The organism is Streptomyces sp. NPDC101194, from assembly GCF_044767885.1.
Lineage (GTDB): Bacteria > Actinomycetota > Actinomycetes > Streptomycetales > Streptomycetaceae > Streptomyces.
The window spans coordinates 381,251-408,097 of record NZ_JBIWOS010000001.1 but is presented as its reverse complement, the minus strand read 5'-3'; the positions used below and the strand labels follow the sequence as shown (position 1 = coordinate 408,097).

Genomic DNA, 26,847 nt, shown 5'->3' with positions numbered 1-26,847 from the left:
ATTGTTCCGGCCACGGCCCGCTGCCTAGCGTCGAGTGGTACGGACGCGAGGCGGCGGTGGCGGCAAGGTCCCCGTCCGTCGCGGCACAAGCGCGGGAGGGGCAGATGGTCCAGGAGAACGCGGGGCTCGGCGCCGCTTGGTTCCACACCGGCCGGGCACGGCCCGACGCGGCGTGCCGGCTGTACGTGTTCCACCACGCGGGCGGGTCGGCCGCGACGTACGCCCGCTGGGCGCAGATGCTGCCGGACGACGTGGAGGTCGCGGCGGTCCAGTTGCCCGGTCGGCAGAACCGTCGCGCCACCCCCGCGTTCACCGATCTGGACGACCTCGTCGAGGCCGTCTACGAGGCCCTGGAGGACGACCTCGACGGACGTCGCTTCGCGTTCTTCGGGCACAGCATGGGCGCGCTGATCGCCTACCGGTTGACCCTCGCGCTGCAGAAGGACGGTGCACCCGCCCCCGCTCTGCTCGCGGTCTCCGGATGGGAGGGGAGCGCCCACCGGCCGAGCCCGGTGCCCGTCGACCGGCTCTCCGACGAGGAATTCCTCTCCCGCGTCGAGGAGTTCGGTGGCCTGCCGCCGGAGGTCACCGGGAACCGCGAACTGCTCGACCTCGTACTCCCCACGCTGCGCGCCGATTTCACCGTGGTCAACGGATACACGGACGACCGTGCACGGGTCGACTGCCCCGTGGTCGCCTACGGCGGGGCGTCGGACCCGCTCCTGGGCGGGGGCGCCATGGGCGCGTGGGCGGACCGGGCGGACGCGTTCCTGGGGCTCAACGAGCTTCCGGGCGGCCACTTCTACATCTACGAGCAGGCCATGGCGGTGGCCGCGGATCTGGCGCGCCGGCTGCGGCGCGGCGCGGCGGGCCCGCGCCGGGGCTGACATCGGTACCGGTCTCGGCGCCGGTACCGGTCTCGGTGCCGGCGCCGAGGCCGGTGCGGCAGCCGATGCCGCTCCGGTGCCGGTTTCGGCGTCGGCACCGCCGTCGGCCTCAGCCATCAGTGGATCTTGCTGGCCCGCCCGGCCCAGAACCGGTCACGCAGTTCGCGGCGGAGCACCTTGCCGGTCGAGTTGCGGGGCAGGCCGTCCAGGAAGTCGTACCGGACGGGGATCTTGAAGTCGGCGATCCGCCCCTTCAGGGAGAGCATCAGTTCCCTCGGGGTCGCCCGCATGCCCTCGTTCAGCACCACGCAGGCATGCACCGCCTCGCCCCAACGAGGGTGCGGGGCACCGATGACCGCCACCTCGGCCACCGCGGGGTGCTTGCCGAGCGCCTCCTCCACCTCGCCGGGGTAGACGTTCTCCCCGGCGACGATGATCGTGTCCTTGATCCGGTCGCAGAGATAGAGGTAGCCGTCCTCGTCGAGGTATCCGGCGTCGCCCATCCGCAGCCATCCGTCCGTCAGGGTACGCGCGGTGGCCTCCGGCAGGTTCCAGTAGCCCAGCATGACCGCGGCCGACCGCACCCACACCTCGCCGGTCTCCCCCGTCGCACAGGTCCTGCCGTCGGCGACGATCCGTATCTCCACCCCCGGGCACGCACGCCCGGCGGCACGCAGCCGGGGGCTTCCCGGCACGTGGTCGGGCATCGGCAGCAGGGCCACCGCGTTGCCCGTCTCGGTGGCGGCGTAGGCCTGCACCAGATCGGCCCCCAGCACGTCGAGGGAGCGGACCAGCAATTCCTCCGCGATCGGCGATCCGCCGTAGACCGCCTTGCGCAGTGTCGCGAAGGTCTCCTTGGACGCGGCGGGCTCGGCCAGCATCATCTGGAGCATGGCCGGGGCGACGAACGTGGTGGTGACGCCCACGTCCCTGATCAGTGCGACCGCTTCCTGCGCGACGAACATCCGCATGATCACGTTCGTCACGCCGGCGGTGAAGCCCTGCATGGACCAGGACAGCCCGGCGATGTGCAGTCCCGGCAGCCCGATCAGGCTCCTGTCGCCGGGTTTCCAGTCCACCCAGTCCAGGCCGTTGTCGTCCATGGCACGGCCCAGCGCGAAGAAGCTCCGGTGGGGCAGGACCACGCCCTTCGGCGGCCCGGTGGTGCCGCTCGTGTACATCTGGGCGACGGGCTGGGCGGGATCGGGGCGATAGCCGGTGCCGGTGTCCGGGAAGGCGGACTTCCAGTCCGCGTAGCCGGCGCCGCGCCGTCCCTGGACATCCATGCCGACGATCGCCTTCAGCTCCGGCAGTTCGGCCTCGATCTGCTCGGCGGTGGCGCGGTACTCCTCCTCCACGAAGAGCAGCCGGGCGCAGGAGTCGCGCAGCTGGTGCTCGACCTCGCTCTCGGTGAGCCGCCAGTTGACCGGTACCAGGACGGTGCCGCTCTTGGCGCAGGCGAAGGCGATCTCGTAGTAGTACTGCGACTCCATGCCGAGGAACGCGACCCGGTCGCCGGGGGCGAGCCCCGCGGCGAGCAGGGCGTGCGCGGCACGGTTGCTCTCACGGTCGAGTTCGGCGTAGGTCACCTCGGTGCCGAGGTGGATCATGGCGACATGATCGGGCCGGACGGCGGCGTGGTGTCCGGGGATGGCGGCGAGTGTCTCTGGCGTGGCCTCGTCCATGGTCTCTCCATCAACAGGTCCGGCTGATCGGAAGGTTGCTGCCCGGCCGGGTGCGGCGCGGGGTTCAGTCCGAGGTCAGCCGTTGCTCGGCGAACTCGGCCAGGGAGCGTGCGCTGGGGTGGTCCATGACCTCGGACACCGTGGTCCTGCGGCCCAGGGCCGTGCCCAGCTGCCCGCTGAGCCGGGCGGCGGCCAGCGAATCCAGGCCGAGGTCGAGGAAGTGCGCGCCGGGCTCGATCTCCGCGGGGTCGTCGAACTGGAGCTCGGCGGCCATCAGCGCGCGGATGTGGCCGGTGAGGGCGGCGAGCCGTTCGTCCTGGCCCATGGAGAGCAGCCGTCCGGTGTCCAGCTCCGCCGGGGCGGTGGCGACGGGCCCGGTCGCCGGGGCGTCCGGTGCGGCGCTCGGCCGGGCGTCCGCTCCGGCCCCCGGCGAGAAGCGGCGCGGGTTCGCCGACCGGAGCCAGTACTCCTGGCGGTCGAAGGCGTAGCCCGGCAGCACCACCCGCCGCATCCGCCGCTCCGAGTGGAAGCCGGTCCAGGACACCGGGTATCCGGCGGCGTACAGCTTGGCGACCGACGACAGCAGCGCCAGGTCGTCCTGCTGGGCCGGGCGCAGGCTGGGCAGCCAGGTGTCGCCCGGGGCGTCGAGGTTCTCCCGGGCCAGCGAGGACAGCGTGGCGGACGGCCCGATCTCGATGTACGCGTGCCTGCCGCGCCGGGCCACGGTGCGCATCCCGGCCGCGAAGTCCACCGGTTCGGCGATGTGCCGGACCCAGTAGTCGGGCTTGGAGATGTCCCGCCACCGCGCCACCTGGCCCGTGAGGTTGGAGATCAGGGTGAGCTCGGGCTCGTGGAAGACGATGTCGTCGAAGGCCGCCCGGAACTCCTCGGTGACCGCGTCCATCAACGGCGAGTGGAAGGCGTGCGAGACGGGCAGCCGCTTGACCCGGACGCCCTTGACGGTCAGCTCGGCGGTCGCCGCGTCGAGCGAGGCGGCGCCTCCCGAGACGACGCACTGCGTGGGTGCGTTGTACGCGGCGACGGCGAGGTCCTCGTACGGCTCCACCAGGGCGTTCACCGTGTCGGCGGGGGCCCCGACGGCCGCCATGCCGCCGGGCGCGGTGACCGAGTCCATCAGCCGGGCCCGGACCGCCACCAGCCGGACCGCGTCGGCCACGGAGAAGAGTCCGGCGACGGTCGCCGCGACCACCTCGCCGATGCTGTGTCCTATGACTGCGGAGGGCCGCACGCCCCAGGAGAGCCACAGCCGCGCCAGCGCGTACTCCAGGACGAACAGGGCGGGCTGGGTGTACCGGGTGCGATGCAGCTCCTCGGCGTCCTCGGTGCGGCCGAACATCAACTCCCTGATGGAACGGCCCAGATGAGGGGCGAACAGCTCGTCCAGCTCGTCGACGGTCCGGCGGAACAGCGGGTGGCGGCCGTACAGGGCGAGGCCCATGCCCGGGTGCTGCGCGCCCTGCCCGGTGAACAGGAAGACCGCCTTGCGTACGGCCTCCGGCCTGTCGGCCGTGGGCCTGGCGGCCCGGTCGGCGAGCAGCGCGGAGAGACCGGCGTGGTCGCGGACGACTCCGGCGATCCGGTGGTCGAAGTGGGCACGACCGGTGTTGCCGGTGTAGCAGACGGCGTCGACGGGCAGGTCGGGCCGGTCGGCCAGCAGCCGCCGGTAGCGCTCGATCTGCAGGGCGAGGGAGCGGGCCGACTTCGCGGACAGTGTGAAGACATGACCGCTCTCCCGGCCGGCGTCGGCGGGACGCCCGTCCGCCTCACGGCTCGCGTCCCCGGACCGCCCGTCCGCCTCACGGCTCGCGTCCCCGGTCGGGTCCACCTGCTCCCGGGCGGGGGCATCCGTCTCGGCGGGCGCCTCTTCGAGGATCGCGGAGGCCAGAGTTCCGGCGAAGCCGAAGGAATTGACCATCGCGCGACGGGTGCCGGACGTCCAGGGGCGGGTCTCCGTCGGGATCTCGACCGGGGACACCTCCCAGGGAATGCGTGACGACGGCTTCTCGAAGTTGAGGTGCGGGAAGATCTCGCCGCTGCGCAGCTGGGCGACGGCCTTGATGACTCCGCCGATCCCCGCGGCCGGCTCCATGTGTCCGAGGTTGGTCTTGGACGAGCCGACGATCACCGGATCGTTCCTGCTGTGCGAGTCGGCGAAGACCTCGCTGATCGCACCGATCTCGATCGGGTCCCCGAGAGGGGTTCCGGTGCCGTGCGCCTCCACGTACTGGATGTCGCCGGGCTCCAGCCGGGCGCTGCTGAGCGCCCGCCGCAACAGGGTCTCCTGCGCCGCGCCGTTGGGCACGGTGAGCCCGGCGCTCTCCCCGTCCTGCCCGACGGCGCTGCCACGGACGAGCGCCAGGACGGTGTCGCCGTCGCGCCGGGCGTCCGAGAGCCGCTTCAGCACGATCATGCCGCAGCCCTCGGCCCGGCCGTAGCCGTCGGCCGCGTCGTCGAAGGTCTTGCAGAGGCCGTCGGGCGAGAGTGCGGTCAGATCGGAGAAGAGCGCGGTGCTCCGGGGGTGGTGGATGGCGTTGACCCCGCCGGCCAGGGCGATGTCGCACTCGCGGCGGCGCAGTCCCTGGGCGGCGAGGTGGAGTGCGACGAGGGAGGCGGAGCAGGCGGTGTCCACGGTGATGGAGGGACCGCGCCAGCCGAGGAAGTAGGAGAGTCTGCCGCAGATGCCCGAGTGCGAGACCCCGGCCGCGATCCGGCCGTCCAGCTCGTCGTCGGGAAGCTCGTCCATCTCCATCACGTAGTCGAGGGAGCTGGCGCCCACGTAGATGCCGCCGTTTCCGTGCCGCAGCGCGGTCGGATCGATCCCCGCGTGTTCGAGGGACTCCCACGCCGTCTCCAGCACCAGCCGCTGCTGCGGATCCAGGCAGTGCGCCTCGGCCGGGGCCGTCCTGAAGAACTTGGGGTCGAACCGTTCGAGGCCGTCGAGGAAGCCGCCGCCCGTGGTCCGGATGACGCCGCGGCCCTCACCGGAGGCGTATGCCTCGACGTCCCAGCGGTCCTTCGGGAGCGGGCCGATGGCGCTGCGTCCCTCACGCAGGAACTCGGTGAACTCCTCCAGGGAGTTGTTCCCGCCGGGAAAGCGCAGGCCGACGCCCACGATCGCGATCGGTTCGTACTTCTCCCGCAGCAGCTCCTTCAGGAGCTCACGCTGCCTGCGCAGATCCTCCCTGGCCTGCACCAGGGCGTCGGCGGTGGTCGCGTCGTCCAGGTCTGCCATGGCTGCTACCCCTGTCCCTGGTAGAGGTTCTTGAGGGCTTCGTCGACCAGATCGTCCGCCGAGGAGTCGGCGGGGGCGGCGGCGCGGGGGCCGGGGGCGGCGCCGGACGTGGTTCCGTCGCCGGGCGCGGACGCGCGCGCGGGGCGGAACAGGCCGGGGAGCAGCTCGTCGCAGATGTGGTCCATCAGCTGACCCACGGTGGGGCTGTTGAACAGCAGGTTCGCGCTGAGCTCGTGCCCGATCATCGACTCCAGGCCCTGCTTCAGATCGGTAATCGTCAGCGAGGTGAGCCCCAGGTCGAAGTAGCTCTCGTCCATGGGAAGTTCGTCATCGTCCTCCATGAGCAGCGCGACCTTGAACTCGGCGACGACGAGATCCTCCAAGGCCTGCCGCCGCTCGGACCGGGCGAGATCGAGCAGGTCCTCCACGACCGTGGTGGCGCCCACCGTCTCGGGCCCCGTAGGGCGTTCGTCCACCGCACTCACTGCCATCGCCTCCACCACGTCGAGCCTCCGCAAGAGCCCCCCGTACCGCGTTTCGTGGGTGCCGGATCCATTCCAGTCGACGAGCACGAGGGCAGTCCAGCGCCGTCGGAACGGCGGTACGGCCATGTGCCCGCGCCGTCAGCGACACGTCAGCGCGGGGGCGCCGCGGACATGGCGACGGCCCGTACGGACACAGCGTCCGTACGGGCCGTCGGGTGGGGCCAGGGGCCCTACGGGGTCAGTGGTTGCGGGGGAAGCCCAGGTCCACGCCCGCCGGGGCGTCGGCCGGGTCCGGCCAGCGGGTGGTGACGACCTTGCCGCGGGTGTAGAAGTGCACGCCGTCGTTGCCGTAGATGTGGTGGTCGCCGAAGAGGGAGTCCTTCCAGCCACCGAAGGAGTGGTAGCCGACCGGCACCGGGATCGGCACGTTGACGCCGACCATGCCGGCCTCGATCTCCATCTGGAAGCGGCGGGCGGCACCGCCGTCGCGGGTGAAGATCGCGGTGCCGTTGCCGAACGGCGAGGCGTTCATGAGGGCGACGCCCTCCTCGTAGGTCTCGGTCCGCAGGACGCACAGGACCGGGCCGAAGATCTCGTCCTTGTACGCGTCCGAGTCGGTGGAGACGTTGTCGAGGAGGGAGAGGCCGATCCAGTGTCCGTCCTCGAAGCCCTCGACCGTGAAGCCCGTGCCGTCGAGCACGACGTCGGCGCCCTGGGCGGCCGCGCCCGTGACGTAGGAGGCGACCTTGTCGCGGTGGGCGGCGGTGATCAGCGGGCCCATCTCGGACGTCGGGTCGTTGCCGGGGCCGATCTTGATCTTCTCGGCGCGCTCCTTGATCTTGGCGACGAGCTCGTCGGCGATGGAGCCCACCGCGACGACCGCGGAGATCGCCATGCAGCGCTCACCGGCGGAGCCGTACGCGGCGGAGACGGCGGCGTCGGCCGCGGCGTCGAGGTCCGCGTCCGGCAGCACCAGCATGTGGTTCTTCGCACCGCCGAGCGCCTGGACGCGCTTGCCGTTGGCCGTGGCGGTCGTGTGGATGTAGCGGGCGATCGGGGTGGAGCCCACGAAGGAGACCGCGGCCACGTCGGGGTGGGCGAGGAGCCCGTCGACGGCGACCTTGTCACCGTGCAGGACGTTCAGCACACCGTCCGGCAGACCGGCCTCGGAGGCCAGCTCGGCCAGCAGGTTGGCGGCCGACGGGTCCTTCTCGCTGGGCTTGAGCACAAAGGTGTTTCCGCAGGCGATGGCGAGCGGGAACATCCACATCGGCACCATGGCCGGGAAGTTGAACGGGGTGATACCGGCGACGACACCGAGCGACTGGCGGATCGCGGACACGTCGACCCGGCTGGAGACCTGGGTGGACAGCTCGCCCTTGAGCTGGGTGGTGATGCCGCAGGCCAGCTCGACGATCTCCAGACCGCGGGCGACCTCGCCCAGCGCGTCCGAGTGCACCTTGCCGTGCTCGGCGGTGATCAGCGCGGCGATCTCGTCGCGGTGGGCGTCCAGCAGCGCGCGGTAGCGGAAGAGGATCGCGGTGCGGGTGGCCAGCGAGGACGTGCCCCAGGTGGCGTAGGCGTCCTTGGCGGCGGCGACCGCGGCGTCGACCTCTTCGAGGGAGGCGAGCGCGACCTGCGTGGTGACGGCGCCGGTGGCCGGGTCGGTGACCGGGCCGTGGTTGCCGGACGCGCCCTCGACGGTCTTGCCACCGATCCAGTGGTTGACGGTCTTCATGACAGAACTCCTTCAGTGGCGTCTTCAGAGGTGGCGGCGTCGGTCGGCGACGTGTCGGTCGTACTCTTCGCGGGCTTTCACGGCCGACGGCCGGGTGGCCGTTTCGGCTACGGGAACATCCCACCACGCCTGCGCCGGAGGGGGGCCCGACACTGTGTCTGCCGTTTCGGTCTCGACGTAGACACAAGTGGGACGGTCCGCCGCGCGTGCCTCGACAAGGGCTTCGCGCAGGTCACGCACGGTCTTGGCACGGAGCACCCGCATCCCCAGCGAGCCGGCGTTGGCCGCGAGGTCGACGGGGAGAGGGGGGCCGGTGAAGGTGCCGTCCGCGGCCCGGTGGCGGTAGGCCGTGCCGAAGCGCTCGCCGCCGACCGCCTCGGACAGGGAGCCGATGGACGCGTAGCCGTGGTTCTGGAGGACGACCAGCTTCACCGGGAGCTCCTGCTGCACCGCGGTGACGATCTCGGTGGGATTCATCAGGTACGTGCCGTCGCCGACGAGGGCCCAGACGGGGCGGCCGGGGGCGGCCAGCTGGACCCCGATCGCGGCCGGGATCTCGTAGCCCATGCAGGAGTAGCCGTACTCGACGTGGTACTGGTGCGGGGAGCGGGCCCGCCAGAGCTTGTGCAGGTCGCCGGGGAGCGAACCGGCCGCGTTGATCAGGATGTCGTCCTCGGTGACCAGGGTGTCGAGGAGGCCCAGGACCTGGGTCTGGGTGGGGCGGGCGTCCGGGTCGTCGGCGGTGAACGCGGCGGTGACCCGTCGCTCCCATGCCTCCTTGGCTGCGGTGTACTCGGTCTCGTAGGACGGGTCGACGCGGTGGTTGCGTGCGGCGAGCGCGGCCGTGAGGGCTTCGAGGGCGGCGCGGGCGTCGGCGACGAGCGGGAGCGCGCCGAGTTTGTGGGCGTCGAAGCCGGTGATGTTGAGGTTGACGAAGCGGACCGCCGGGTTCGAGAAGAGCGTGGCGGAGGCCGTGGTGAAGTCGGAGTAGCGGGTGCCGATACCGATGACCAGGTCGGCGGTGCGGGCCAGCTCGTCGGCGGTCGCGGTGCCGGTGTGGCCGATGCCTCCGACGTCCGCGGGGTGGTCGTGGCGCAGCGAACCCTTGCCGGCCTGGGTCGAGGCCACGGGGATGCGGGTGGCGGCGGCGAACGCGGCCAGGGTCTCCTCCGCCGCGCTGTGACGGATGCCGCCGCCCGCCACGATCAGTGGCCGACGGGCGCCGCGCACGGCCCGTACCGCTTGGTCGAGCTCGTACGGATCGGGAGCGGGACGGCGTACGTACCAGACGCGCTCGGCGAAGAACTCCTCCGGCCAGTCGTACGCCTCGGCCTGCACGTCCTGCGGCAGCGCGAGGGTGACCGCGCCGGTCTCGGCCGGGTCGCTCAAGGTCCTCATGGCCTGGAGGGCGGCCGGGATCAGGGCCTCGGGGCGGGTGATCCGGTCGAAGTAGCGGGAGACGGGGCGCAGGCAGTCGTTGACCGAGAGGTCGCCGGCGGACGGGACTTCGAGCTGCTGGAGCACGGGGTCGGCGGGCCGGGTCGCGAAGGTGTCCCCGGGCAGGAGAAGGACGGGCAGGTGGTTGATGGTGGCGAGGGCGGCGCCGGTGACAAGATTGGTGGCGCCGGGGCCGATGGAGGTGGTGACGGCGTGCGCGGAGAGCCTGCCGGACTGACGGGCGTAGCCGACGGCGGCGTGCACCATGGCCTGCTCGTTGCGGCCCTGGAGATAGGGCATCGCGCGGCCCGACTCGGTGAGGGCCTGACCGATCCCGGCGACGTTGCCGTGACCGAAGATGCCCCAGGTGGCGCCGATCAGGCGCCGGCGTCGGCCGTCGCGTTCGGTGTACTGGCGGGAGAGGAAGGACACCAGGGCCTGGGCGGTGGTCAGCCTGCGGGTGCGTGGTGCGCTCATGAGCTCGCCTCCGAACCGTACGGCGGGACCTTCCCGTACAGCGGAAGTCTGGGGTCCACCGGCTGCGAGGGCCAGGTCTCACGGATCCAGCCGTGGTCGGGGTGGTCGCTGATCAGCCATTCCCGCTGCTCGCCCGGACCCGCCATCACATTGAGGTAGTACAGCGTGCGGCCGGGGGCCGCGATGGACGGGCCGTGCCAGCCGTCGGGGACGAGCACCGCGTCACCGCTGCGGACCTCGGCGAGGACGTCCGTGCCACCGTCCTTCGACGGCGACACCCGGTGGTAGCCGAGCCCGTAGTCCGCCACCTCGAAGTAGTAGATCTCCTCCAGCACGGACTCGACTCCGGGGCGGTCCTCGTCGTGCTTGTGCGGCGGGTAGGACGACCAGTTGCCACCGGGGGTGAGGACCTCGACGGCGATCAGCCGGTCGCACTCGAAGGTGTCGGCCGCGGCGAAGTTGTTGACCTGACGGGAGCAGTTCCCGGTGCCGCGCAGCTCGACGGGTACCTCCGGCGCGGGGCCGTAGCGAGCGGGGAGTCGTCGCTCGCACTTCGCTCCTGCCAGGGCGAAGCGGCCTCCTGCGCCGGAGGCGATCTGTGCATGGGCGTCACGCGGGACGTACGCGAAGTCGGATACCCCGCTGAACACGCTTTCCCGGCCCAGCAGTTCAAAGATCTCACCTGAGGTGTGCACCGTACAGCCACCGGTCAACGGCAGAACGATCCACTCGCTCTCCCCGGTGACAAGCGTGTGAATTCCGCCCGGCCCCAGCTCCAGCACACGCAGGCTCGACCGGTCCCAGCCGGCCCGCTCCGGATCGATGTCGAGGGCATAGGGCCCGCTCTCCGTGCTCCCGGCGCGAAGGTGGTACCGCGGTTCGTCGTCCGTCCTCATACCCACTCCCTACCCGGTTCCGGGCTCTCGCCCGTCCCTCTCGGCTCCAGCAGCGACACGGCCGTGTCGACGGCTTCCGCCACCTTGCCGTCGGCCGGGTAGAGCAGCGAACGCCCCACCACCAGGCCCTGGACGGTCGGCAGTCGCAGCGCCGTGCGCCACTTCTCGAACGCGCCGTCCAGGTCGTCGCGCACCTCGCCGCCCAGCAGCACGGCGGGCAGCGTGGAGGCCTCCATCACCCGGGCCATGTCGTCGGGGTTCTCGGTGACGGGGACCTTGAGCCAGGTGTACGCGGACGTCCCGGCGAGCCCCGAGGCGATGGCGATCGAGGTCGTGACCGCCTCCGCGCCGAGGTCGTTGCGGACATGGCCGTCCGCGCGGCGGCAGAGGAACGGCTCGACGAAGACGGGCAGCCGGTGCGCGGCCATGGCGTCGACGGCACGCGCGGTGGCGTGCATGGTGTCGAGCGAGCCGGGGTCGTCGTAGTCGATACGGAGCAGCAGTTTGCCCGCGTCGAAGCGCAGACGGGCGAGGTCCTCGGGGCGGTGGCCGGTGAAACGGTCGTCGAGTTCGAAGGCCGCGCCCGCGAGGCCGCCGCGGTTCATCGAGCCGATGACGACCTTGTTCTCCAGCGCGCCGAGGAGCAGCAGGTCGTCGAGGATGTCGGCGGTGGCCAGGACTCCGTCGACACCGGGACGGGAGAGGGCGAGGCACAGCCGTTCCAGGAGCTCGAAGCGGTTGGCCATGGCCAGTCCGCGGCCGCCGACAGCCAGGGAGCCACGGGCCGGATGATCCGCCGCGATGATCATCAGGCGTCCGCGACTGCCGACGAGGGGGCGTCTGCGGCGCCGCGCCGCGGCTTCCGCGACGGCCTCGGGGTGGCGCACGCGCAGGTGGACGAGTTCGGAGACCGAGGCGGCCGCGGGCGTCATGAAGTGGCTCCGGTGGTACGGGAGGTGACGGCGCCTTCGGCCAGGGCCGTTTCGACTTCGTGCGGGAACGGCATGGCGGAGGAACAGGCGAGACGGGAGGCGACGATCGCGCCGGCCGCGTTGGCGTACCGCATGACGCGCTCCGTCTCCCAGCCGGCGAGCAGTCCGTGGCAGAGCGCCCCGCCGAAGGCGTCACCGGCGCCGAGGCCGTTGACGACCTCGACGGGCAGCGGCGGCACATCGGCCACCGTGCCGTCGCGATGGACGGCGAGGACGCCCTTGGGGCCCCGCTTGACGACGGCCAGTTCGATGCCCGCGCCGATCAGGGCGCGGGCGGCCGCGTGGGGTTCGCGCTCACCCGTCGCGATCTCGCACTCGTCGAGGTTGCCGACGGCGACGGTGGCATGGGCGAGGGCCTCCCGGTAGCGGGCGGCCGGGGCGGGGCGGGACGCGGGATCCCCCGTGGTGTCCCAGAACATCGGGCGCCAGTCGAGGTCGAAGACGGTGATGCCGGACCGGTCGCGGGCGCGGAGTGCGGCGAGGGTCGCGGTACGGCTCGGCTCGGCGCACAGGCCGGTGCCCGTCATCCAGAAGACCCTGGCGGACCGCACCGCGTCGAGGTCCAGTTCGGACGCGTGGATCTCCAGGTCGGGGGCCTTGGGCTGCCGGTAGAAGTGGAGCGGGAAGTCGTCGGGCGGGAAGAGTTCGCAGAAGGTGAGGGGCGTCGGCCAGGCGTCGACGGGCGTCACCCACCGGTCGTCGACCCCGAACTCCCGCAACTGGTGGTGCAGATACTCCCCGAAGGCGTCCCGGCCGGTGCGCGTCACCACCGCCGTCCGTCGTCCGAGCCGGGCCGCCGCGACGGCGACATTGGTGGGGGAACCACCGAGGAACTTCCCGAAGGTGTCGACCGCTGCCAGCGGCAGACCGGTCTGCAGGGGGTAGAGGTCCACGCCGATCCGGCCCATGGTGATCACGTCGTACTGCTCAGGCATACGCATCCCTTCGACCGGCGACCGGGGCGGATGCTCCCAGGTCTAGCCCTCCCCCGGAACCCTGTCAATGCTTTGTCCGGACATAAGGACGAATGATTGACACCCGCCCCCGGGGCCGGGAGGCTGGACGGCATGACCTCCTCCGCATTGGCTCCGGCCCGTATCCGCATCGGTTCGGCACCCGACTCGTGGGGGGTGTGGTTCCCCGACGATCCCCGGCAAGTGCCCTGGCAGCGCTTCCTCGACGAGGTCTCCATGGCGGGTTACGAGTGGATCGAGCTCGGCCCGTACGGCTACCTCCCGACCGACCCGGCCCGCCTCGCCGACGAGACCGGCCGTCGCGGACTCACGGTCTCGGCCGGGACCGTTTTCACCGGATTGCACCATGGACCGGACGTCTGGGACCGGACCTGGGCGCATGTCGCCGACATCGCGGCACTCACCCGGGCGATGGGTGCCGCGCATCTGGTGGTCATCCCGTCGTTCTGGCGCGACGACAGGACGGGGGAGGTCCTGGAGGACCGCAGCCTCACCGCGGAACAGTGGCGCGACCTCACCACCCAGACGGAACGGCTGGGCCGCGAGGTGCGGGACCGCTTCGGGCTGCGCATCGTCGTCCATCCGCATGCCGACACGCACATCGACGGGGAGGAGAACGTCAGCCGCTTCCTCGACGCCACCGATCCCGATCTGGTCTCGCTCTGCCTCGACACCGGCCACTACGCCTACTGCGGCGGTGACAGCGTCGAGCTGATCGAGACCTACGGCGAACGGATCGGCTATCTGCACCTCAAGCAGGTCGACCCGGAGATCCTGGCCGAAGTCGTGGCGCACGAGGTGCCGTTCGGGCCGGCCGTGGCGCGCGGCGTGATGTGCGAACCGCCGGGCGGGGTGCCCGCGCTGGAACCCGTACTCGCCGCCGCCCGCAAACTGGACGTGGACCTCTTCGCCATCGTCGAGCAGGACATGTATCCGTGCTCGCCCGACAAGCCCCTCCCCATCGCCCGCCGCACCCGGGACTTCCTCCGCTCCTGCGGGGCCCCGCGCACCGACGGCCCCCGTCGGGCTCCGGACACGCCGAACGATCCCGGGAAGTGACGAAGTGGCGGTGCGCGGTGTTGTGCTCGACGAGGCGCCGGTACGCGGCCCCGGCCGCGCCCGCCGCCGAACGCCCCGCCATCGCACGAGGAGCAACTCGCCATGATCCGAAAGATGCTGTCGTTCCGCAGGACGGCCGGGGCCCCGGCCCTGGCCGCGGTCGCCCTGGCCGCCGCCCTCGTCACGGCCCCGGGCGCCTTTGCCGACGCGCACAACCCGCCGCCACCGCCCGGCTCCAGCCCGGTCTGCGCCTTCTACGACGGCGACGGGCCGACCTTCTTCGGGGAGCGGGGCGAGCGGGTGTCCCAGGTGCAGTGCATGCTGGCCAACCGCCACTATCTGCCGTGGTCCGCGCTCGACGGAACGTTCGGACCGCAGACCCTCCTCGCCGTGCAGCGCTTCCAGGCCGACCACCCGCCGCTCGTACCGAACGGCCTGGTCACCAAGGCCACCTGGTCGGCGCTCTGGCACGCGGGGCCGAGTCGCACAACCCCTCTCCCCTATCCGCCGGCGTGACTCCGGTCGCCGGACCCCTCTCTCGCCATCCCCTCGAACACCACGTACTCCTTCTGTCACAGAGATCCATCTCTCGTCACAGGTGTCTTCATTACGCGAGGCTTCCGTCACAGGCGCTCGACAGGCCCTCCCCGGAACTCGCTCCCTTTCGTTGCACCTAGCACTGACTGAGTGATCGTCAGCGTCGATACCGCGGCTCCCCCGGCGGCCTCCCACGGCTGCCGCCGCAGTGCAGAGAGGTGTCACTTATGACGGACAGAAGACTCTGGTCCTACAAGGACATTGCCGCGCACATCCGGGTGCAGCCGGACACCGTCCGCTCCTACCGCAAACACGGTCATCTCCCGCCGCCCGACCATGTGGAGGGCGGCAAGCCCTTCTGGTACGCGGACACCATCCGCGCCTGGGTCGCCTCAAGACCCGGCAACCGAGGGCGCGGTCGCTGACGCCTGCGGTCCCGTACGGCGGGCGGTCCCCACCCGCCGTACGGGACCCACTCCTTCGCCGGCGCCTGCGTCACGGGCGGCCGGGCGAATCTACGCTCCGGTAGTGACCCTGTCCCGCTCCGGGGCGTCCTTCGGCATCTCCTCGGCCGGTACCGGCACGGACTCCCCCTCGCTCAGGCCGAACCTCCGGTGAAAGGCCCGCAGCGGGGCGGGCGCCCACCAGGTGACCCTGCCCATCAGCTTCATCACGGAAGGAACCAGCAGGCTGCGCACCACCATGGCGTCCATCAGCACGGCCAGGGCGATGCCGAGGCCCAGCATCTTGGTGTTGGTCACCCGCGATGTGCCGATGGCGACCATCACCACCGCCAGGATCACGGCTGCCGCGGTGATCAGCCCACCGGTGTGCCGCAGCCCGAAGGTCACCGACCCCTCGTGGTCCCCGGTGCGGTCGTACTCCTCCTTGATCCGGGAGAGCAGGAAGACCCCGTAGTCCATGGAGAGTCCGAAGGCGACGCAGAACATGAGCACCGGCAGTGTCGTCTCGATGTCCCCCGTGCTGGTGAAGGAGAGCAGCCCGGACAGATGCCCGTCCTGGAAGACCCAGACGACCGCTCCGAACATCGCCGTGAGACTCAGCGCGTTGAGCACGACCGCCTGAAGGGGGATCAGCACACTTCCGGTGAGCAGGAAGACCAGGAGCAGCGTCACCACGACGATGATGCCCACCGCCCAGGGCAACCGGTCGGCGATGGCGTGCTTGGAGTCGACCAGGACGGCCGCCGTGCCCGTCACCGAGGTGTCGAAGGGGGCGGGCTCGGCCCGGAGGTCCTGGACCAGCCGCTGGGCCCCCTGCCCCACGGACTCGCCCTCGGGCAGCACACCGAAGTAGGCGAACCGCCCCGCCGTGACCGGTCCCTCGACCCGCAGCACACCGGGAAGCCCGGCGATCCTGTCGCGGTATTCGGCGTACTGGGCCGGCGTCGCCGCACCTTCCGCGAGCACTTCGAGGCCGCCGCCCGGACTGCCGGGGAATCCGTCCCGGATGTGCTGCTGCACGACATGCGATTCGGCGGACGCGGGCAGCTGGCGATCGTCCGCCGTACCGAACTTCACCCCGAGGAACGGCAGCCCGAGCAGGACGAGCCCCACAGCGGTGGCGGCGGCGAAGACCGGCGCCCGACGCATCACCAGGGCCGCGAACCTGCCCCACCCGCGGCCGGGCCCGGCGTCGGCGGATCCGGACGATCCGTCATGTCCGCCCGGACGCCCTCGCACGACTCCGCCGGAGCGCGCGACCGGGCGCCCGCTCGCGTGCCCGTCACCACGCCGCAGCAGTCGGCGCAGATCGAGGGAGTTCACCCGTGGTCCGAGCAGCACCAGCGCGGCCGGGAGCAGCACGAGCGCGGCAGCGGCCGCCAGCAGCACCACGGCGATCCCCGCGTAGGCGAACGAGCGCAGGAAGTACTGCGGGAAGACCAGCATCGCAGCGAGCGAGACCGCGACGGTCAGCGCGGAGAACAGCACCGTGCGGCCGGCGGTGCGCAACGTCGCCCCCACGGCCTCACGGGTGTCCGCCCCGGCCGAGAGCTCCTCCCTGAACCGGCGCACGATGAACAGCGCGTAGTCGATGGCCAGTCCGAGGCCGAGGGCGGTGGTGAGGTTCTGGGCGAAGACCGAGACATCGGTGAATTCGGTGATGCCGCGCAGCACGGCATTGGTCCCCAGGATCGCGACGATGCCGACACCGAGCGGCAGCAGGGCGGCGATCGCACTGCCGAAGACCATGACCAGCAGCACGAGAGTCACCGGCAGGGCGATCATCTCGGCCCGCAGCAGGTCTTCCTGGATGATCGTCTGCATCTCGTGCCGAACGGCCACCGGGCCGCCGACCGAGACCTCCACCGGCCCGTGCACACCCCGGTAGGCGGGAGCTATCCGGTCCAGGACCTCGCCCATCGCCTTGTCGTCACCCTCGATCCGGGCGGCGATCAACGCCTCCCGCCCGTCCTCGGCACGCAACGCGGGTGACTTGCTCTGCCAGTACGAGCCGACACCGGTGACGCCCTTCTCACCGGCCAGCCGCTCGGTCAGCCGGGCAGCCTCGGCGGCCACCGCGGGATCGTCGACCGAAGCGCCGCCACTGTCCACGAGCAGCAGCAGATTCGGCTGGGACGCGGGGAACTCGCGCTCCAGCGCCTTGGTCGTATAGGTCGATTCGGCGTCCGGCGCCTCCCAGCCCCCACTGCCCATCCGGCCGGCCACCCCGCTGCCGGCGAAGACGGCGAGCATCGTGATCACCAGAGCCGCGAGCAGCGCGAGCCGTGGTCGCGCGGTGACGAATCGCGTCCAGCCCCCCAGACGCTGCGGACCGTTCACTTCAGGCATCGCGCGGTATCCCCTTCCCCCCGGATCCAACGGCGTGCGGCGGCCACGCGGGGCGGCGGCGCAAGGCAGCATGGATCAGTCGTTGCCCATTAGACTGGCAAACACGAGTCATCGCTCGCGTTTCACCAAGAATGCGAGCGGCCACTCGCGTTTGTCAAACGCGCCATGAAAGCTGGGGATTGACCGTGTCGGAGGCCAGAGCGAGGCACACCGGAGAGACAACGGACGCCGGAGGCGTGCGAGACGCCGGAAACTCGCGGGACACCGGGGGCGAGAGAGACGCCAAGGGCGCCGAGGCGACCGCCGGCGCCCCCCGCCCCCGCCGCCGCCAGGCCCGCGGCGAAGCCCGCATCGCCCAGCTCCTCAGAGCGGCGGCCAGCGTCTTCTGCACCACCGGCTACACCGCCGCGAGCACCAACGCCATCGCTCGCGAAGCCGGCGTCTCACCGGGCACGCTCTACCAGTTCTTCCCCAACAAGGAGGCCATCGCCGTCGAGCTCGGCGACCAACTCCTCAACCGCTGGCGGGAGACGTACGGCGCCGCGTTCCTCCCCGACCACCTGACGCTCCCGCTGGACCGGATGCTGGACGCCGTCCTCGACCCGCTGATCACCTTCAACTGCGAGAACCCGGCGTTCACCGTCCTGATGCACGGTCCGGAGATCCCCGGAGTGATCACCCAGGGACACGACGCACTCCACATGACCATGCTCAACCGCGTCGAATCGATCCTCGGCGGCTACCTGCCGGACACGCCGCCCGCACAGACAGCCCGCATCGCCAACATGATCCTCATCGTCTTCAAGGGAGGACTCGACCTGATCATGGCGCACGAGGGCGAGGAGCGGGACGCGTACACCAGGGAGTTGAAGACCGCACTGCTCCGCTACCTGGAGCCGCTGGTCTGCGACTCCCCGCTCCATGCTTCCCCGAATGCGAACGGCACGGCCGCGACCTCGGGGTGAACCTCATCCCCGGCTGCTTCCCGACGGGCGGAATCCTCGGCGCGCTCGGCGCGGCGGTCGGATTCGGGTTCGCCGCCCTCAAGAGCGCGGGCTACACCTCGACGCCGCCGTCACCATGAAGGGCATCGATCTGCGCGCCCCGCTGGAGACCGAGGTACTGCGCGGGGTGCTCGCACCGTTCGGGCACGACCTCCGGACGGCGATCGCCGGTGGCGTCCTGCCCTCCTTCCGCAGGCCGAACGGGCGTTTCCGCTTCGCCGCACCCGTGATCGCCGCCCACCTCGGCGTCGCCGTGCTGCACTCGTCCTGGGACTCGATGCACGGCATCGCGATCCGGCCGGTCGCCCGGGTCACCGACACCGGGCCGAGCCGCGCGCTCTTCACGCAGGGGTACACCCCGACCCCCACCGAGGGGCAGCAGCATCTGTTCACGCTGCTCTCGGTGGGCGGCCTCGTCGTGATCACGTTCGTCGCTCCGGCCCGGCTGCGCTCACCGGCCCGGAGCGCGCCCAGCAGACAGGAAGACGCCCGCAATGGAGGGCGGGGCGCTCGCATTCATACCCCCTAGGGGTATAGTGTGATGAGCGTCGGGGCACACCGGTCCCCCGGACCCCTGACACCACACCCTTTCGTGCTCGTCGAAGAGGAGAACACCATGACCGCCGAGACCCAGCTCCCCCAGGCCACCGGCTCCTGCTGCTCGCCCAGCGGTTCCTGCCACGACGGCGCGGACACCGGCGACCGGGCGGCGGACGGCGTGACCACCGTGTACCAGGTGTCCGGCATGACCTGCGGGCACTGCGAAGGCGCCGTCTCCGAGGAGATCTCCGGCATCGAGGGGGTCACGTCGGTGAAGGCCGTCGCCTCCACCGGCCAGGTGACCGTGACCTCCCGGGCCCCGCTGGCCGAGGACGCCGTGCGCGCCGCGGTCGACGAGGCCGGCTACGAGCTCGTCGGCCAGGCCTGAACGCCACCGGCACGCACCCGGCACACCGGACACGCGAAATCACCTGCTTCACCCGTATCACCCGCTTTGCCGCCGGGCCGGACCCATCAGCAGATACTGGTGGGGTACGGCCCGGTCGGCATCACAGGAGTTCGGACATGCACAGCGCCACACAGGCCGAGACCCCGGCAGCGGAAGGTTCTCGGGCCGAACTCGCGATCGGCGGCATGACCTGCGCCTCCTGCGCGGCCCGCGTCGAGAAGAAGCTCAATCGGATGGACGGCGTCACCGCCACCGTCAACTACGCGACCGAGAAGGCCCGCGTCTCCTTCGGTCCCGGTGTCGGCCTCGCGGATCTGATCGCCACGGTCGAGAAGACCGGATACACGGCGCGGCCCGTACGCCGCCCCGATCCGGCACCTCCCGCTCCGCCGCAGGCCACGCCCGCGTCGACCGCCATGCCCGTGTCGCCGTCTTCGGGCGGCGCGCCGGTCACACGCGCGGGCGCCACCACGGACCTCCCGGAGGACGGCAGCCCGCGCGGCACCGATGCCCGAACCACCGGGAACTCGACCGCCATCGGCAGCGGCATCCGGACCGACGCCGAGGCAGACACCGCGGGTGGAGTCGGAGCCGGGGTGCGGGTCGACGCCGCAGTCGCCGCCGATCTCCCCGAGCCGAGCACCGACCCCGCCGAACGGAGCGCGGCCCTCGCCCTCGCCGCGCTGCGGCAACGTCTGCTCGTCTCGGCTGTCCTCGCCGCCCCCGTCGTCGTACTCGCGATGGTCCCGGCGCTCCAGTTCGACTACTGGCAGTGGCTCTCCCTCACTCTCGCCGCCCCCGTGGTCGCCTGGGGCGGGCTGCCCTTCCACCGCGCCACCTGGACCAACCTCCGGCACGGCGCGGCCACCATGGACACCCTGGTCTCGGTCGGCACCCTCGCCGCCTTCGGCTGGTCCCTGTGGGCGCTGTTCCTCGGCGACGCGGGCATGCCCGGGATGCGGCACGGCTTCGACTTCACCGTCTCGCGTGCCGGAGCCTCCTCCACCATCTACCTGGAGGTCGCCGCCGGCGTCGTGACCTTCATCCTGTTGGGCCGCTACCTGGAGGCGAGGTCGAAGCGGAAGGCCGGTTCCGCGCTGCGCGCGCTGATGCACCTGGGCGCGAAGGACGTCACCGTCCTGCGGGGCGGTACGGAGGTACGCATGCCCGTCGCCCGGCTCGCCGTGGGCGACCGTTTCGTCGTCCGTCCCGGCGAGAAGATCGCCACCGACGGGACCGTCGTCGGGGGCGCCTCCGCCGTGGACGCCTCCATGCTCACCGGCGAGTCCGTTCCGGTCGACGTGGGCGTGGGGGACCCCGTCACCGGGGCCACCGTGAACACCTCGGGCCGGCTCGTCGTGGAGGCGACCCGGGTCGGTGCCGACACCCAGCTGGCACGGATGGCGAAGCTCGTCGAGGACGCCCAGAGCGGCAAGGCCGAGGTGCAGCGCCTCGCGGACCGGATCTCCGCGGTCTTCGTCCCCGTGGTGCTGGTGCTCGCCCTGGCCACGCTGATCGCATGGCTGCTCGTCACGGACGACGTGACCGCCGCGTTCACCGCCGCCGTCGCCGTACTGATCATCGCCTGCCCCTGTGCCCTCGGTCTCGCCACTCCCACCGCCCTCATGGTCGGCACGGGGCGCGGCGCCCAGCTCGGGATCCTGATCAAGGGGCCGGAGGTCCTGGAGGCCACGCATCGCATCGACACGATCGTCCTCGACAAGACCGGCACGGTCACCACCGGCCGGATGACCCTGCAGGACGTCCACCCCGCGCCCGGTACCGACGAGAAGCTGCTCCTGCGGCTGGCCGGGGCGCTGGAGCACTCCTCCGAGCACCCCGTCGCCCAGGCCGTCGCCGCCGGCGCCACGGAACGCATCGGCGGCCCCCTCCCCACCCCCGTGGACTTCGCCGGCGTCGCGGGGCTCGGCGTACGCGGCACGGTCGACGGGCACCGGGTACTGGTCGGCCGTCCGCAGCTGCTCGCCGACGCGGGCATCGACGTCCCCGACAGCCTGTCCGGCGCCGTGGCCGACGCGGCGGCCCGCGGCCGTACCGCGATCGCGGTCGCCTGGGACGGACGGGCACGCGGCGTCCTCGCCGTCGCCGACGCGGTCAAGGAGTCGAGCGCGGCGGCCGTCGCCGAGCTGCGCGGGCTCGGCCTCCGTCCCGTTCTGCTGACCGGCGACAACCGGGCCGTGGCGGACGCCGTGGCCCACGCCGTCGGGATCGACGAGGTCCACGCCGAGGTTCTGCCCGAGGAGAAGGTCCACGTCATCGAGCGGCTCCGGGCCCGGGGGCGCTCCGTGGCCATGGTCGGTGACGGGATCAACGACGCGGCCGCCCTCGCCACCGCCGACCTCGGCCTGGCGATGGGGACGGGTACGGACGCCGCGATCGAGGCGAGCGACCTCACCCTCGTTCGTGGAGATCTCAAGGTGGCGGCAGACGCGATCCGGCTCTCCCGGCGCACTCTGGCCACCATCAGGGGCAACCTGTTCTGGGCATTCGGTTATAACGTTGCTGCCCTACCCCTTGCGGCATTTGGCCTGCTCAACCCTATGATTGCGGGAGCGGCGATGGCGTTCTCATCGGTCTTCGTCGTGACGAACAGCCTGCGGTTGCGCACCTTCACGTAACTTCCACAAAGAGATTTAGATCACACCGCTTTCAGGGTAACCATCTGAGGGGTTCGCGAGTCTTAGAGTGCGATGCCAAGGATGTCTTGGGGGATGTCCGTCGAAGTGTCTTGGGGGACGCTTCGGGCAAGCGTTGGCCGGGGCACGTGCACCGGGGAGCTTTGAGCGGCCCTCCCGTGCGTACGTACCCCGGCGGACCGCACTGGAAGTACAAGTGAAGAGCACATTTCGCAGTGGGTGAGGAACGCCCAGGAGCTTCGGCTCCCACAGACGCCCGGCCGGATCCCGTGGGGGGAATCCGCTCCGGGATATGGGAAGCGCCTCGCTGTCGGCCCGTGGGGGGATCGATGGCGGGGCGCTTCTCGCTGTCGACCCGGCATCGGCCGCGCGAGGCCGGGCATGCGAATCGCCCCGGACACCGCGCTCTGTGCGAAAGCGCGGTACACGGGGCGAAGACAACCGGCCTCGGCGGCCGGGGCAGTGCGAGGTGGTACGAGGTCAGCGGCCCTCGACCGGGACGAAGTCGCGCAGGACCTCGCCGGTGTAGATCTGACGCGGGCGGCCGATGCGGGAACCCGGCTCCTTGATCATCTCGTGCCACTGGGCGATCCAGCCGGGAAGCCGGCCGAGCGCGAAGAGCACGGTGAACATCTCGGTCGGGAAGCCCATGGCCCGGTAGATCAGACCCGTGTAGAAGTCCACGTTGGGGTAGAGGTTGCGCGAGACGAAGTACTCGTCGGAGAGCGCGTGCTCCTCCAGCTTCAGCGCGATGTCGAGCAGCTCGTCGGACTTGCCGAGCGCGGACAGCACGTCGTGGGCGGCAGCCTTGATGATCTTGGCGCGCGGGTCGAAGGACTTGTACACGCGGTGGCCGAAGCCCATCAGCCGGACGCCGTCCTCCTTGTTCTTCACCTTGCGGATGAAGGAGTCGACATCGCCGCCGTTGGCCTGGATGCCTTCGAGCATCTCCAGCACCGACTGGTTGGCGCCACCGTGCAGCGGACCCCACAGCGCCGAGATGCCGGCCGAGATCGAGGCGAACATGTTCGCCTGCGAGGAGCCGACGAGACGCACGGTGGAGGTCGAACAGTTCTGCTCGTGGTCCGCGTGCAGGATGAGCAGCTTGTCGAGCGCCGAGACGACGACCGGGTCCAGCTCGTACTCCTGGGCGGGGACCGAGAAGGTCATGCGCAGGAAGTTCTCGACGTACCCGAGGTCGTTGCGCGGGTAGACGAAGGGGTGGCCGATCGACTTCTTGTACGCGTACGCGGCGATCGTCGGCAGCTTGGCCAGCAGCCGGATCGTCGAGAGGTGGCGCTGCTCCTCGTCGAACGGGTTGTGGCTGTCCTGGTAGAACGTGGACAGCGCGCTGACGACCGAGGACAGCATGGCCATCGGGTGGGCGTCGCGCGGGAAGCCGTCGAAGAACCGCTTGACGTCCTCGTGCAGCAGCGTGTGCTGGGTGATCTCGTTCTTGAAGGTCGACAGCTCGTCGACCTTGGGGAGCTCACCGTTGATGAGCGTGTACGCGACCTCGAGGAACGTCGAGCGCTCGGCGAGCTGCTCGATGGGGTAGCCGCGGTAGCGCAGAATGCCCTGCTCACCGTCGAGGTAGGTGATGGCGGATTTATAGGCCGCGGTGTTGCCGTATCCGCTGTCCAGCGTCACCAGACCGGTATTGGCCCGGAGCTTCCCGATGTCGAAGCCCTTGTCGCCGACGGTGCTGTCGATCACCGGGTAGGTGTACTCGCCGTCGCCGTACCGCAGTACTACAGCGTTGCTGGTGTGCTCGCTCACGTCATCCCTCACCGACGTAGTGCCTCTTCTTCGAGGTTCCCTGACTGTCTCCACCCTCCCCCATTTGGCTCAGGAGAGTGCACTCGGGGTCGTCCATTGGACCTACTCGCGGCACTGAGTGCCGCGAGCCTACTCATCCTGCCCCGTCGGCTTCGGTTCCGGAAGGCCTGCGTGATGTTTCCCACCGATTTGATCGATCATTTTTTCCGCGGATCCTCCGTCCCAGCCCCCTGACAGCCGGTAATCCAGCGCCGTACAGCGTCTGCCTGCGGAAACCGTGCGGACCGCCTGGCCGATCGCCTGCCGCGAGCCGACCAGCACGACGAGCTTCTTGGCCCTGGTCACGGCGGTGTACAGCAGGTTCCGCTGCAGCATCATCCAGGCGCTCCTGGTGACGGGGATGACGACGGCCGGGTACTCGCTGCCCTGGGAGCGGTGGATCGTCATGGCGTACGCGTGGGCCAGCTCGTCCAGCTCGTCGAAGTCGTAGGAGATCTCCTCGTCCTCGTCCGTGAGGACCGTCAGCTTCTGTTCGTCCAGGTCAAGGGCGGTGACGACGCCGACCGTGCCGTTGAAGACGCCGTTCTCCCCCTTGTCGTAGTTGTTGCGGATCTGGGTGACCTTGTCGCCGACCCGGAAGACCCGGCCGCCGAACCGCTTCTCGGGCAGGTTCGGGCGGCCCGGGGTGATGGCCTGCTGGAGGAGCCCGTTGAGTGTGCCCGCACCGGCGGGACCGCGGTGCATGGGAGCGAGGACCTGTACGTCACGCCGCGCGTCCAGCCCGAACTTGGCCGGAATGCGGCGGGCGGCGACATCCACCGCGAGCACACCCGCGTCCTCCGTCTCGTCCTCCACGAAGAGGAAGAAGTCCTTGAGGCCCTGGGTGAGGGGCGGTATGCCGGAGTTGATCCGGTGCGCGTTGGTGACGACTCCGGACTGCTGGGCCTGACGGAAGATCGTGGTCAGCCGGACCGCCGGAACAGGGCCGCCGTCGGCCAGCAGATCGCGCAGCACCTCCCCCGCGCCGACCGACGGCAGCTGGTCGACGTCCCCGACGAGCAGGAGGTGGGCACCGGGTGCCACCGCCTTCAGGAGCTTGTTGGCGAGGAGCAGATCCAGCATCGAGGCCTCGTCGACGACGACGAGATCGGCGTCCAGCGGGCGGTCCCGGTCGTACGCCGCGTCCCCGCCCGGCTTCAGTTCGAGCAGCCGGTGCACGGTGGAGGCCTCGGCCCCGGTCAACTCGGAGAGCCGTTTGGCCGCCCGCCCGGTGGGCGCGGCCAGCACCACCTTGGCCTTCTTGGCGCGGGCCAGCTCCACGATGGACCGGACGGTGAACGACTTCCCGCAGCCGGGGCCCCCGGTCAGGACGGCGACCTTGCGGCTGAGCGCGAGCCGTACCGCGGCCTCCTGTTCGGGGGCCAGATTCGCCCCCGTACGTGTGGTGAGCCAGGCCAGCGCCTTGTCCCAGTCCACGTCCGCGAAGGCCGGCATCCGCTCCTTTGGTGTCCGCAGCAGCCGCTGCACCTGGGCGGCGAGGGCGACTTCGGCACGGTGGAACGGCACGAGGTAGATGGCCGTGACCAGTTCGCCGCCCTCGGGCGACGGCACCTTCTCCCGTACGACGCCCTCCGGGTCCTCGGCCAGTTCCGCGAGGCACTCGATGACCAGCCCCGTATCGACCTGGAGCAGCTTCACGCCGTCGGCGATCAGCCGCTCCTCGGGGAGGAAGCAGTGCCCCTGGTCGGTGGATTGCGACAGCGCGTACTGCAGACCGGCCTTGACCCTCTCCGGACTGTCGTGCGGGATGCCGACGGCCTGGGCGATCCTGTCGGCGGTGAGGAAGCCGATGCCCCAGACGTCGGCGGCCAGCCGATAGGGCTGGTTCTTCACCACGGAGATCGAGGCGTCCTCGTACTTCTTGTAGATACGGACGGCGATGGAGGTCGAGACGCCGACCCCCTGGAGGAAGACCATCACCTCCTTGATCGCCTTCTGTTCCTCCCAGGCGGCGGCGATCATCTTCGTCCGCTTCGGTCCGAGCCCGGGGACCTCGACCAGCCGCTTCGGTTCCTGCTCGATGATGTCGAGGGTGTCGACGCCGAAGTGCGTGGTGATCCGGTCGGCCATGACCGGCCCGATGCCCTTGATCAGCCCGGAGCCGAGATAGCGGCGGATGCCCTGGATGGTGGCGGGCAGCACGGTCGTGTAGTTCTCCACGGTGAACTGCTTGCCGTACTGGGAGTGCGAACTCCAACGGCCCTCCATCCGGAGCGACTCGCCGACCTGCGCGCCGAGCAGCGAGCCGACGACGGTCAGCAGATCCCCCGCGCCCCGGCCCGTGTCGACGCGGGCGACGGTGTACCCGTTCTCCTCGTTGGCGTAGGTGATCCGCTCAAGCACACCTTCGAGGACGGCCATGTTGGACATGCTCCGACGCTACCGGTTCCCACCGACAACGCATTCCCGGCCTCGGAGGCCGCCCGTTTCCTGTGGTGACGGCGCCTGGACGGCGCTGTCCGGACCGCCGGGAAGGCATCTGGGCCAGGGCCTGTTGCGCCCGTGGTGCAGGATCGGAATGATCAGCAACTCCGTTGTGAGGAGGGCGCCTTGGTATACGCCGATGGTCCGAGCGTGCACAGTGTTGTCCACGTCGAGGCAGCCGTGCCACGGGTCTGGGAGCTGGTGACGGACATCCGCCTGCCGGCCCGGTTCAGCCCGGAGTTGCGGCGCGTCGCCTGGCTCGACGGGGCGAACGGGCCCGTGGTGGGAGCACGCTTCGAGGGCCTCAACCACCACCGGATGCTCGGCGAGTGGCGGACCGTCTCCCATGTGATCGAGGCGGACGAACCACGCGTGTTCGCCTGGGCCGTCACGGACGCGGACGGTCGGTACGGCGAAGCGACGCTGGACCCGGCGCGGTCCATGGCGACCTGGCGCTACGAGATCGAGGCCGAGGGCTCGGGCACCCGGCTGCGGCAGGCGGTCCGCCTCGGGCCGGGCCGCAGCGGGGTCACCGCAGCCATCGAGAGCCGGCCGGACCGGGAACAGGAGGTGATCGCCTTCCGGCTGAAGGAACTGCGTGCCGGGATGGAGGCCACCCTCCAGGGCATCAGGACACTCGCCGAGGAGGGCGGTCGGATCGGCTGAGGGCTGCCCCGTGTTCCCTGGCGGGCGCTCGACGACAGCCACGACACCTCGCCGCGTCGTCGGAACGCCTTGGGA

At 70.8% G+C, this 26,847-nt stretch carries 21 protein-coding genes; 10 read left to right on the top strand and 11 right to left on the bottom strand.

Going from position 1 to position 26,847, the window contains the following annotated elements; translation table 11 throughout:
* Positions 1 to 104 precede the first annotated feature (104 nt).
* The gene (locus tag ACIRP2_RS01810; protein ID WP_404245515.1) at positions 105 to 887 is read left to right on the top strand and encodes a thioesterase II family protein; all 783 of its coding nucleotides are present in this window, start codon (positions 105 to 107) and stop codon (positions 885 to 887) included.
* Between the two features lie 116 nt (positions 888 to 1,003).
* Here the strand turns inward: ACIRP2_RS01810 and ACIRP2_RS01805 are convergent, their stop codons facing one another.
* The 8 genes from ACIRP2_RS01805 to iolC all read right to left on the bottom strand — a co-directional run bounded on the left by ACIRP2_RS01805 (position 1,004) and on the right by iolC (position 12,785).
* Entirely contained in the window at positions 1,004 to 2,572 is a 1,569-nt protein-coding gene (locus ACIRP2_RS01805; protein ID WP_404245513.1) for a long-chain-fatty-acid--CoA ligase, read from the bottom strand.
* 64 nt (positions 2,573 to 2,636) lie between these two features.
* The gene (locus tag ACIRP2_RS01800; RefSeq protein WP_404245511.1) at positions 2,637 to 5,825 is read right to left on the bottom strand and encodes a type I polyketide synthase; all 3,189 of its coding nucleotides are present in this window, start codon (positions 5,823 to 5,825) and stop codon (positions 2,637 to 2,639) included.
* Between the two features lie 5 nt (positions 5,826 to 5,830).
* Positions 5,831 to 6,316 (bottom strand): acyl carrier protein, encoded by a 486-nt coding sequence (locus ACIRP2_RS01795; RefSeq protein ID WP_404245509.1) that lies wholly within the window; start codon positions 6,314 to 6,316, stop codon positions 5,831 to 5,833.
* A 232-nt stretch (positions 6,317 to 6,548) separates the two neighbouring features.
* Positions 6,549 to 8,048 carry a CoA-acylating methylmalonate-semialdehyde dehydrogenase gene (locus tag ACIRP2_RS01790; protein WP_404245507.1) on the bottom strand — a complete coding sequence of 500 codons (1,500 nt, stop codon included), beginning with the start codon at positions 8,046 to 8,048 and terminating at the stop codon, positions 6,549 to 6,551.
* Between the two features lie 24 nt (positions 8,049 to 8,072).
* Positions 8,073 to 9,962, bottom strand: coding sequence for a 3D-(3,5/4)-trihydroxycyclohexane-1,2-dione acylhydrolase (decyclizing) (gene iolD / locus ACIRP2_RS01785; RefSeq protein ID WP_404245504.1), 1,890 nt, complete (start codon positions 9,960 to 9,962; stop codon positions 8,073 to 8,075).
* Positions 9,959 to 10,858, bottom strand: a complete 900-nt coding sequence (iolB, locus tag ACIRP2_RS01780) for a 5-deoxy-glucuronate isomerase (protein ID WP_404245502.1) — start codon at positions 10,856 to 10,858, stop codon at positions 9,959 to 9,961. The genes iolD and iolB overlap by 4 nt, the downstream gene beginning before the upstream one ends.
* On the bottom strand, positions 10,855 to 11,790 hold the full coding sequence (locus ACIRP2_RS01775) for a deoxyribose-phosphate aldolase (RefSeq protein ID WP_404245500.1): 936 nt from the start codon (positions 11,788 to 11,790) through the stop codon (positions 10,855 to 10,857). The genes iolB and ACIRP2_RS01775 overlap by 4 nt, the downstream gene beginning before the upstream one ends.
* Positions 11,787 to 12,785, bottom strand: a complete 999-nt coding sequence (gene iolC, locus ACIRP2_RS01770) for a 5-dehydro-2-deoxygluconokinase (RefSeq protein WP_404245498.1) — start codon at positions 12,783 to 12,785, stop codon at positions 11,787 to 11,789. The genes ACIRP2_RS01775 and iolC overlap by 4 nt, the downstream gene beginning before the upstream one ends.
* Before the next feature lie 132 nt (positions 12,786 to 12,917).
* On the opposite strand from iolC, the gene ACIRP2_RS01765 reads away from it, so the two are divergent.
* The 3 genes from ACIRP2_RS01765 (at position 12,918) to ACIRP2_RS01755 (ending at position 14,845) form a co-directional block, all read left to right on the top strand.
* A complete protein-coding gene (locus tag ACIRP2_RS01765; RefSeq protein WP_404245496.1) occupies positions 12,918 to 13,883 on the top strand; it encodes a sugar phosphate isomerase/epimerase family protein in 966 nt (321 codons plus the stop codon).
* Positions 13,884 to 13,985: 102 nt separating this feature from the next.
* Positions 13,986 to 14,399, top strand: a complete 414-nt coding sequence (locus ACIRP2_RS01760) for a peptidoglycan-binding protein (protein ID WP_404245494.1) — start codon at positions 13,986 to 13,988, stop codon at positions 14,397 to 14,399.
* 248 nt (positions 14,400 to 14,647) lie between these two features.
* The gene (locus tag ACIRP2_RS01755; protein WP_404245492.1) at positions 14,648 to 14,845 is read left to right on the top strand and encodes a helix-turn-helix transcriptional regulator; all 198 of its coding nucleotides are present in this window, start codon (positions 14,648 to 14,650) and stop codon (positions 14,843 to 14,845) included.
* Between the two features lie 90 nt (positions 14,846 to 14,935).
* On the opposite strand, the gene ACIRP2_RS01750 is transcribed toward ACIRP2_RS01755, so the two are convergent.
* Positions 14,936 to 17,233 carry an MMPL family transporter gene (locus ACIRP2_RS01750; protein WP_404245490.1) on the bottom strand — a complete coding sequence of 766 codons (2,298 nt, stop codon included), beginning with the start codon at positions 17,231 to 17,233 and terminating at the stop codon, positions 14,936 to 14,938.
* Between the two features lie 185 nt (positions 17,234 to 17,418).
* Between ACIRP2_RS01750 and ACIRP2_RS01745 the strand changes: the two genes are divergently transcribed.
* From ACIRP2_RS01745 to ACIRP2_RS01725, 5 genes are all read left to right on the top strand, one after another.
* Positions 17,419 to 18,198, top strand: a complete 780-nt coding sequence (locus ACIRP2_RS01745; protein ID WP_404245488.1) for a TetR family transcriptional regulator — start codon at positions 17,419 to 17,421, stop codon at positions 18,196 to 18,198.
* Positions 18,195 to 18,317 (top strand): hypothetical protein, encoded by a 123-nt coding sequence (locus ACIRP2_RS01740; RefSeq protein ID WP_404245486.1) that lies wholly within the window; start codon positions 18,195 to 18,197, stop codon positions 18,315 to 18,317. Before ACIRP2_RS01745 ends, ACIRP2_RS01740 begins: the two co-directional genes overlap by 4 nt.
* The gene (locus tag ACIRP2_RS01735) at positions 18,314 to 18,766 is read left to right on the top strand and encodes a PrsW family glutamic-type intramembrane protease (protein WP_404245484.1); all 453 of its coding nucleotides are present in this window, start codon (positions 18,314 to 18,316) and stop codon (positions 18,764 to 18,766) included. The genes ACIRP2_RS01740 and ACIRP2_RS01735 overlap by 4 nt, the downstream gene beginning before the upstream one ends.
* An 87-nt stretch (positions 18,767 to 18,853) precedes the next feature.
* Positions 18,854 to 19,165, top strand: coding sequence for a heavy-metal-associated domain-containing protein (locus ACIRP2_RS01730; protein WP_376209661.1), 312 nt, complete (start codon positions 18,854 to 18,856; stop codon positions 19,163 to 19,165).
* A 137-nt stretch (positions 19,166 to 19,302) separates the two neighbouring features.
* On the top strand, positions 19,303 to 21,825 hold the full coding sequence (locus tag ACIRP2_RS01725) for a heavy metal translocating P-type ATPase (protein WP_404245481.1): 2,523 nt from the start codon (positions 19,303 to 19,305) through the stop codon (positions 21,823 to 21,825).
* A 498-nt stretch (positions 21,826 to 22,323) separates the two neighbouring features.
* Here the strand turns inward: ACIRP2_RS01725 and ACIRP2_RS01720 are convergent, their stop codons facing one another.
* Positions 22,324 to 23,622: a citrate synthase gene (locus ACIRP2_RS01720; protein ID WP_093898305.1), complete on the bottom strand. Its 1,299-nt coding sequence runs from the start codon at positions 23,620 to 23,622 to the stop codon at positions 22,324 to 22,326.
* 129 nt (positions 23,623 to 23,751) lie between these two features.
* Entirely contained in the window at positions 23,752 to 26,052 is a 2,301-nt protein-coding gene (locus ACIRP2_RS01715) for an ATP-dependent RecD-like DNA helicase (protein ID WP_404245479.1), read from the bottom strand.
* A 204-nt stretch (positions 26,053 to 26,256) separates the two neighbouring features.
* Between ACIRP2_RS01715 and ACIRP2_RS01710 the strand changes: the two genes are divergently transcribed.
* Positions 26,257 to 26,772: an SRPBCC family protein gene (locus ACIRP2_RS01710; protein ID WP_404245477.1), complete on the top strand. Its 516-nt coding sequence runs from the start codon at positions 26,257 to 26,259 to the stop codon at positions 26,770 to 26,772.
* Positions 26,773 to 26,847: the final 75 nt, after the last annotated feature.

Bases quoted from the DNA above. Each gene is read 5' to 3' on its own strand.
- ACIRP2_RS01810 (WP_404245515.1), top strand. From the start codon at position 105: ATGGTCCAGGAGAACGCGGGGCTCGGCGCCGCTTGGTTCCACACCGGC.
- ACIRP2_RS01805 (WP_404245513.1), bottom strand. From the start codon at position 2,572: ATGGACGAGGCCACGCCAGAGACACTCGCCGCCATCCCCGGACACCAC.
- ACIRP2_RS01800 (WP_404245511.1), bottom strand. From the start codon at position 5,825: ATGGCAGACCTGGACGACGCGACCACCGCCGACGCCCTGGTGCAGGCC.
- ACIRP2_RS01795 (WP_404245509.1), bottom strand. From the start codon at position 6,316: ATGGCAGTGAGTGCGGTGGACGAACGCCCTACGGGGCCCGAGACGGTG.
- ACIRP2_RS01790 (WP_404245507.1), bottom strand. From the start codon at position 8,048: ATGAAGACCGTCAACCACTGGATCGGTGGCAAGACCGTCGAGGGCGCG.
- iolD (WP_404245504.1), bottom strand. From the start codon at position 9,962: ATGAGCGCACCACGCACCCGCAGGCTGACCACCGCCCAGGCCCTGGTG.
- iolB (WP_404245502.1), bottom strand. From the start codon at position 10,858: ATGAGGACGGACGACGAACCGCGGTACCACCTTCGCGCCGGGAGCACG.
- ACIRP2_RS01775 (WP_404245500.1), bottom strand. From the start codon at position 11,790: ATGACGCCCGCGGCCGCCTCGGTCTCCGAACTCGTCCACCTGCGCGTG.
- iolC (WP_404245498.1), bottom strand. From the start codon at position 12,785: ATGCCTGAGCAGTACGACGTGATCACCATGGGCCGGATCGGCGTGGAC.
- ACIRP2_RS01765 (WP_404245496.1), top strand. From the start codon at position 12,918: ATGACCTCCTCCGCATTGGCTCCGGCCCGTATCCGCATCGGTTCGGCA.
- ACIRP2_RS01760 (WP_404245494.1), top strand. From the start codon at position 13,986: ATGATCCGAAAGATGCTGTCGTTCCGCAGGACGGCCGGGGCCCCGGCC.
- ACIRP2_RS01755 (WP_404245492.1), top strand. From the start codon at position 14,648: ATGACGGACAGAAGACTCTGGTCCTACAAGGACATTGCCGCGCACATC.
- ACIRP2_RS01750 (WP_404245490.1), bottom strand. From the start codon at position 17,233: ATGCCTGAAGTGAACGGTCCGCAGCGTCTGGGGGGCTGGACGCGATTC.
- ACIRP2_RS01735 (WP_404245484.1), top strand. From the start codon at position 18,314: ATGAAGGGCATCGATCTGCGCGCCCCGCTGGAGACCGAGGTACTGCGC.
- ACIRP2_RS01730 (WP_376209661.1), top strand. From the start codon at position 18,854: ATGACCGCCGAGACCCAGCTCCCCCAGGCCACCGGCTCCTGCTGCTCG.
- ACIRP2_RS01725 (WP_404245481.1), top strand. From the start codon at position 19,303: ATGCACAGCGCCACACAGGCCGAGACCCCGGCAGCGGAAGGTTCTCGG.
- ACIRP2_RS01715 (WP_404245479.1), bottom strand. From the start codon at position 26,052: ATGTCCAACATGGCCGTCCTCGAAGGTGTGCTTGAGCGGATCACCTAC.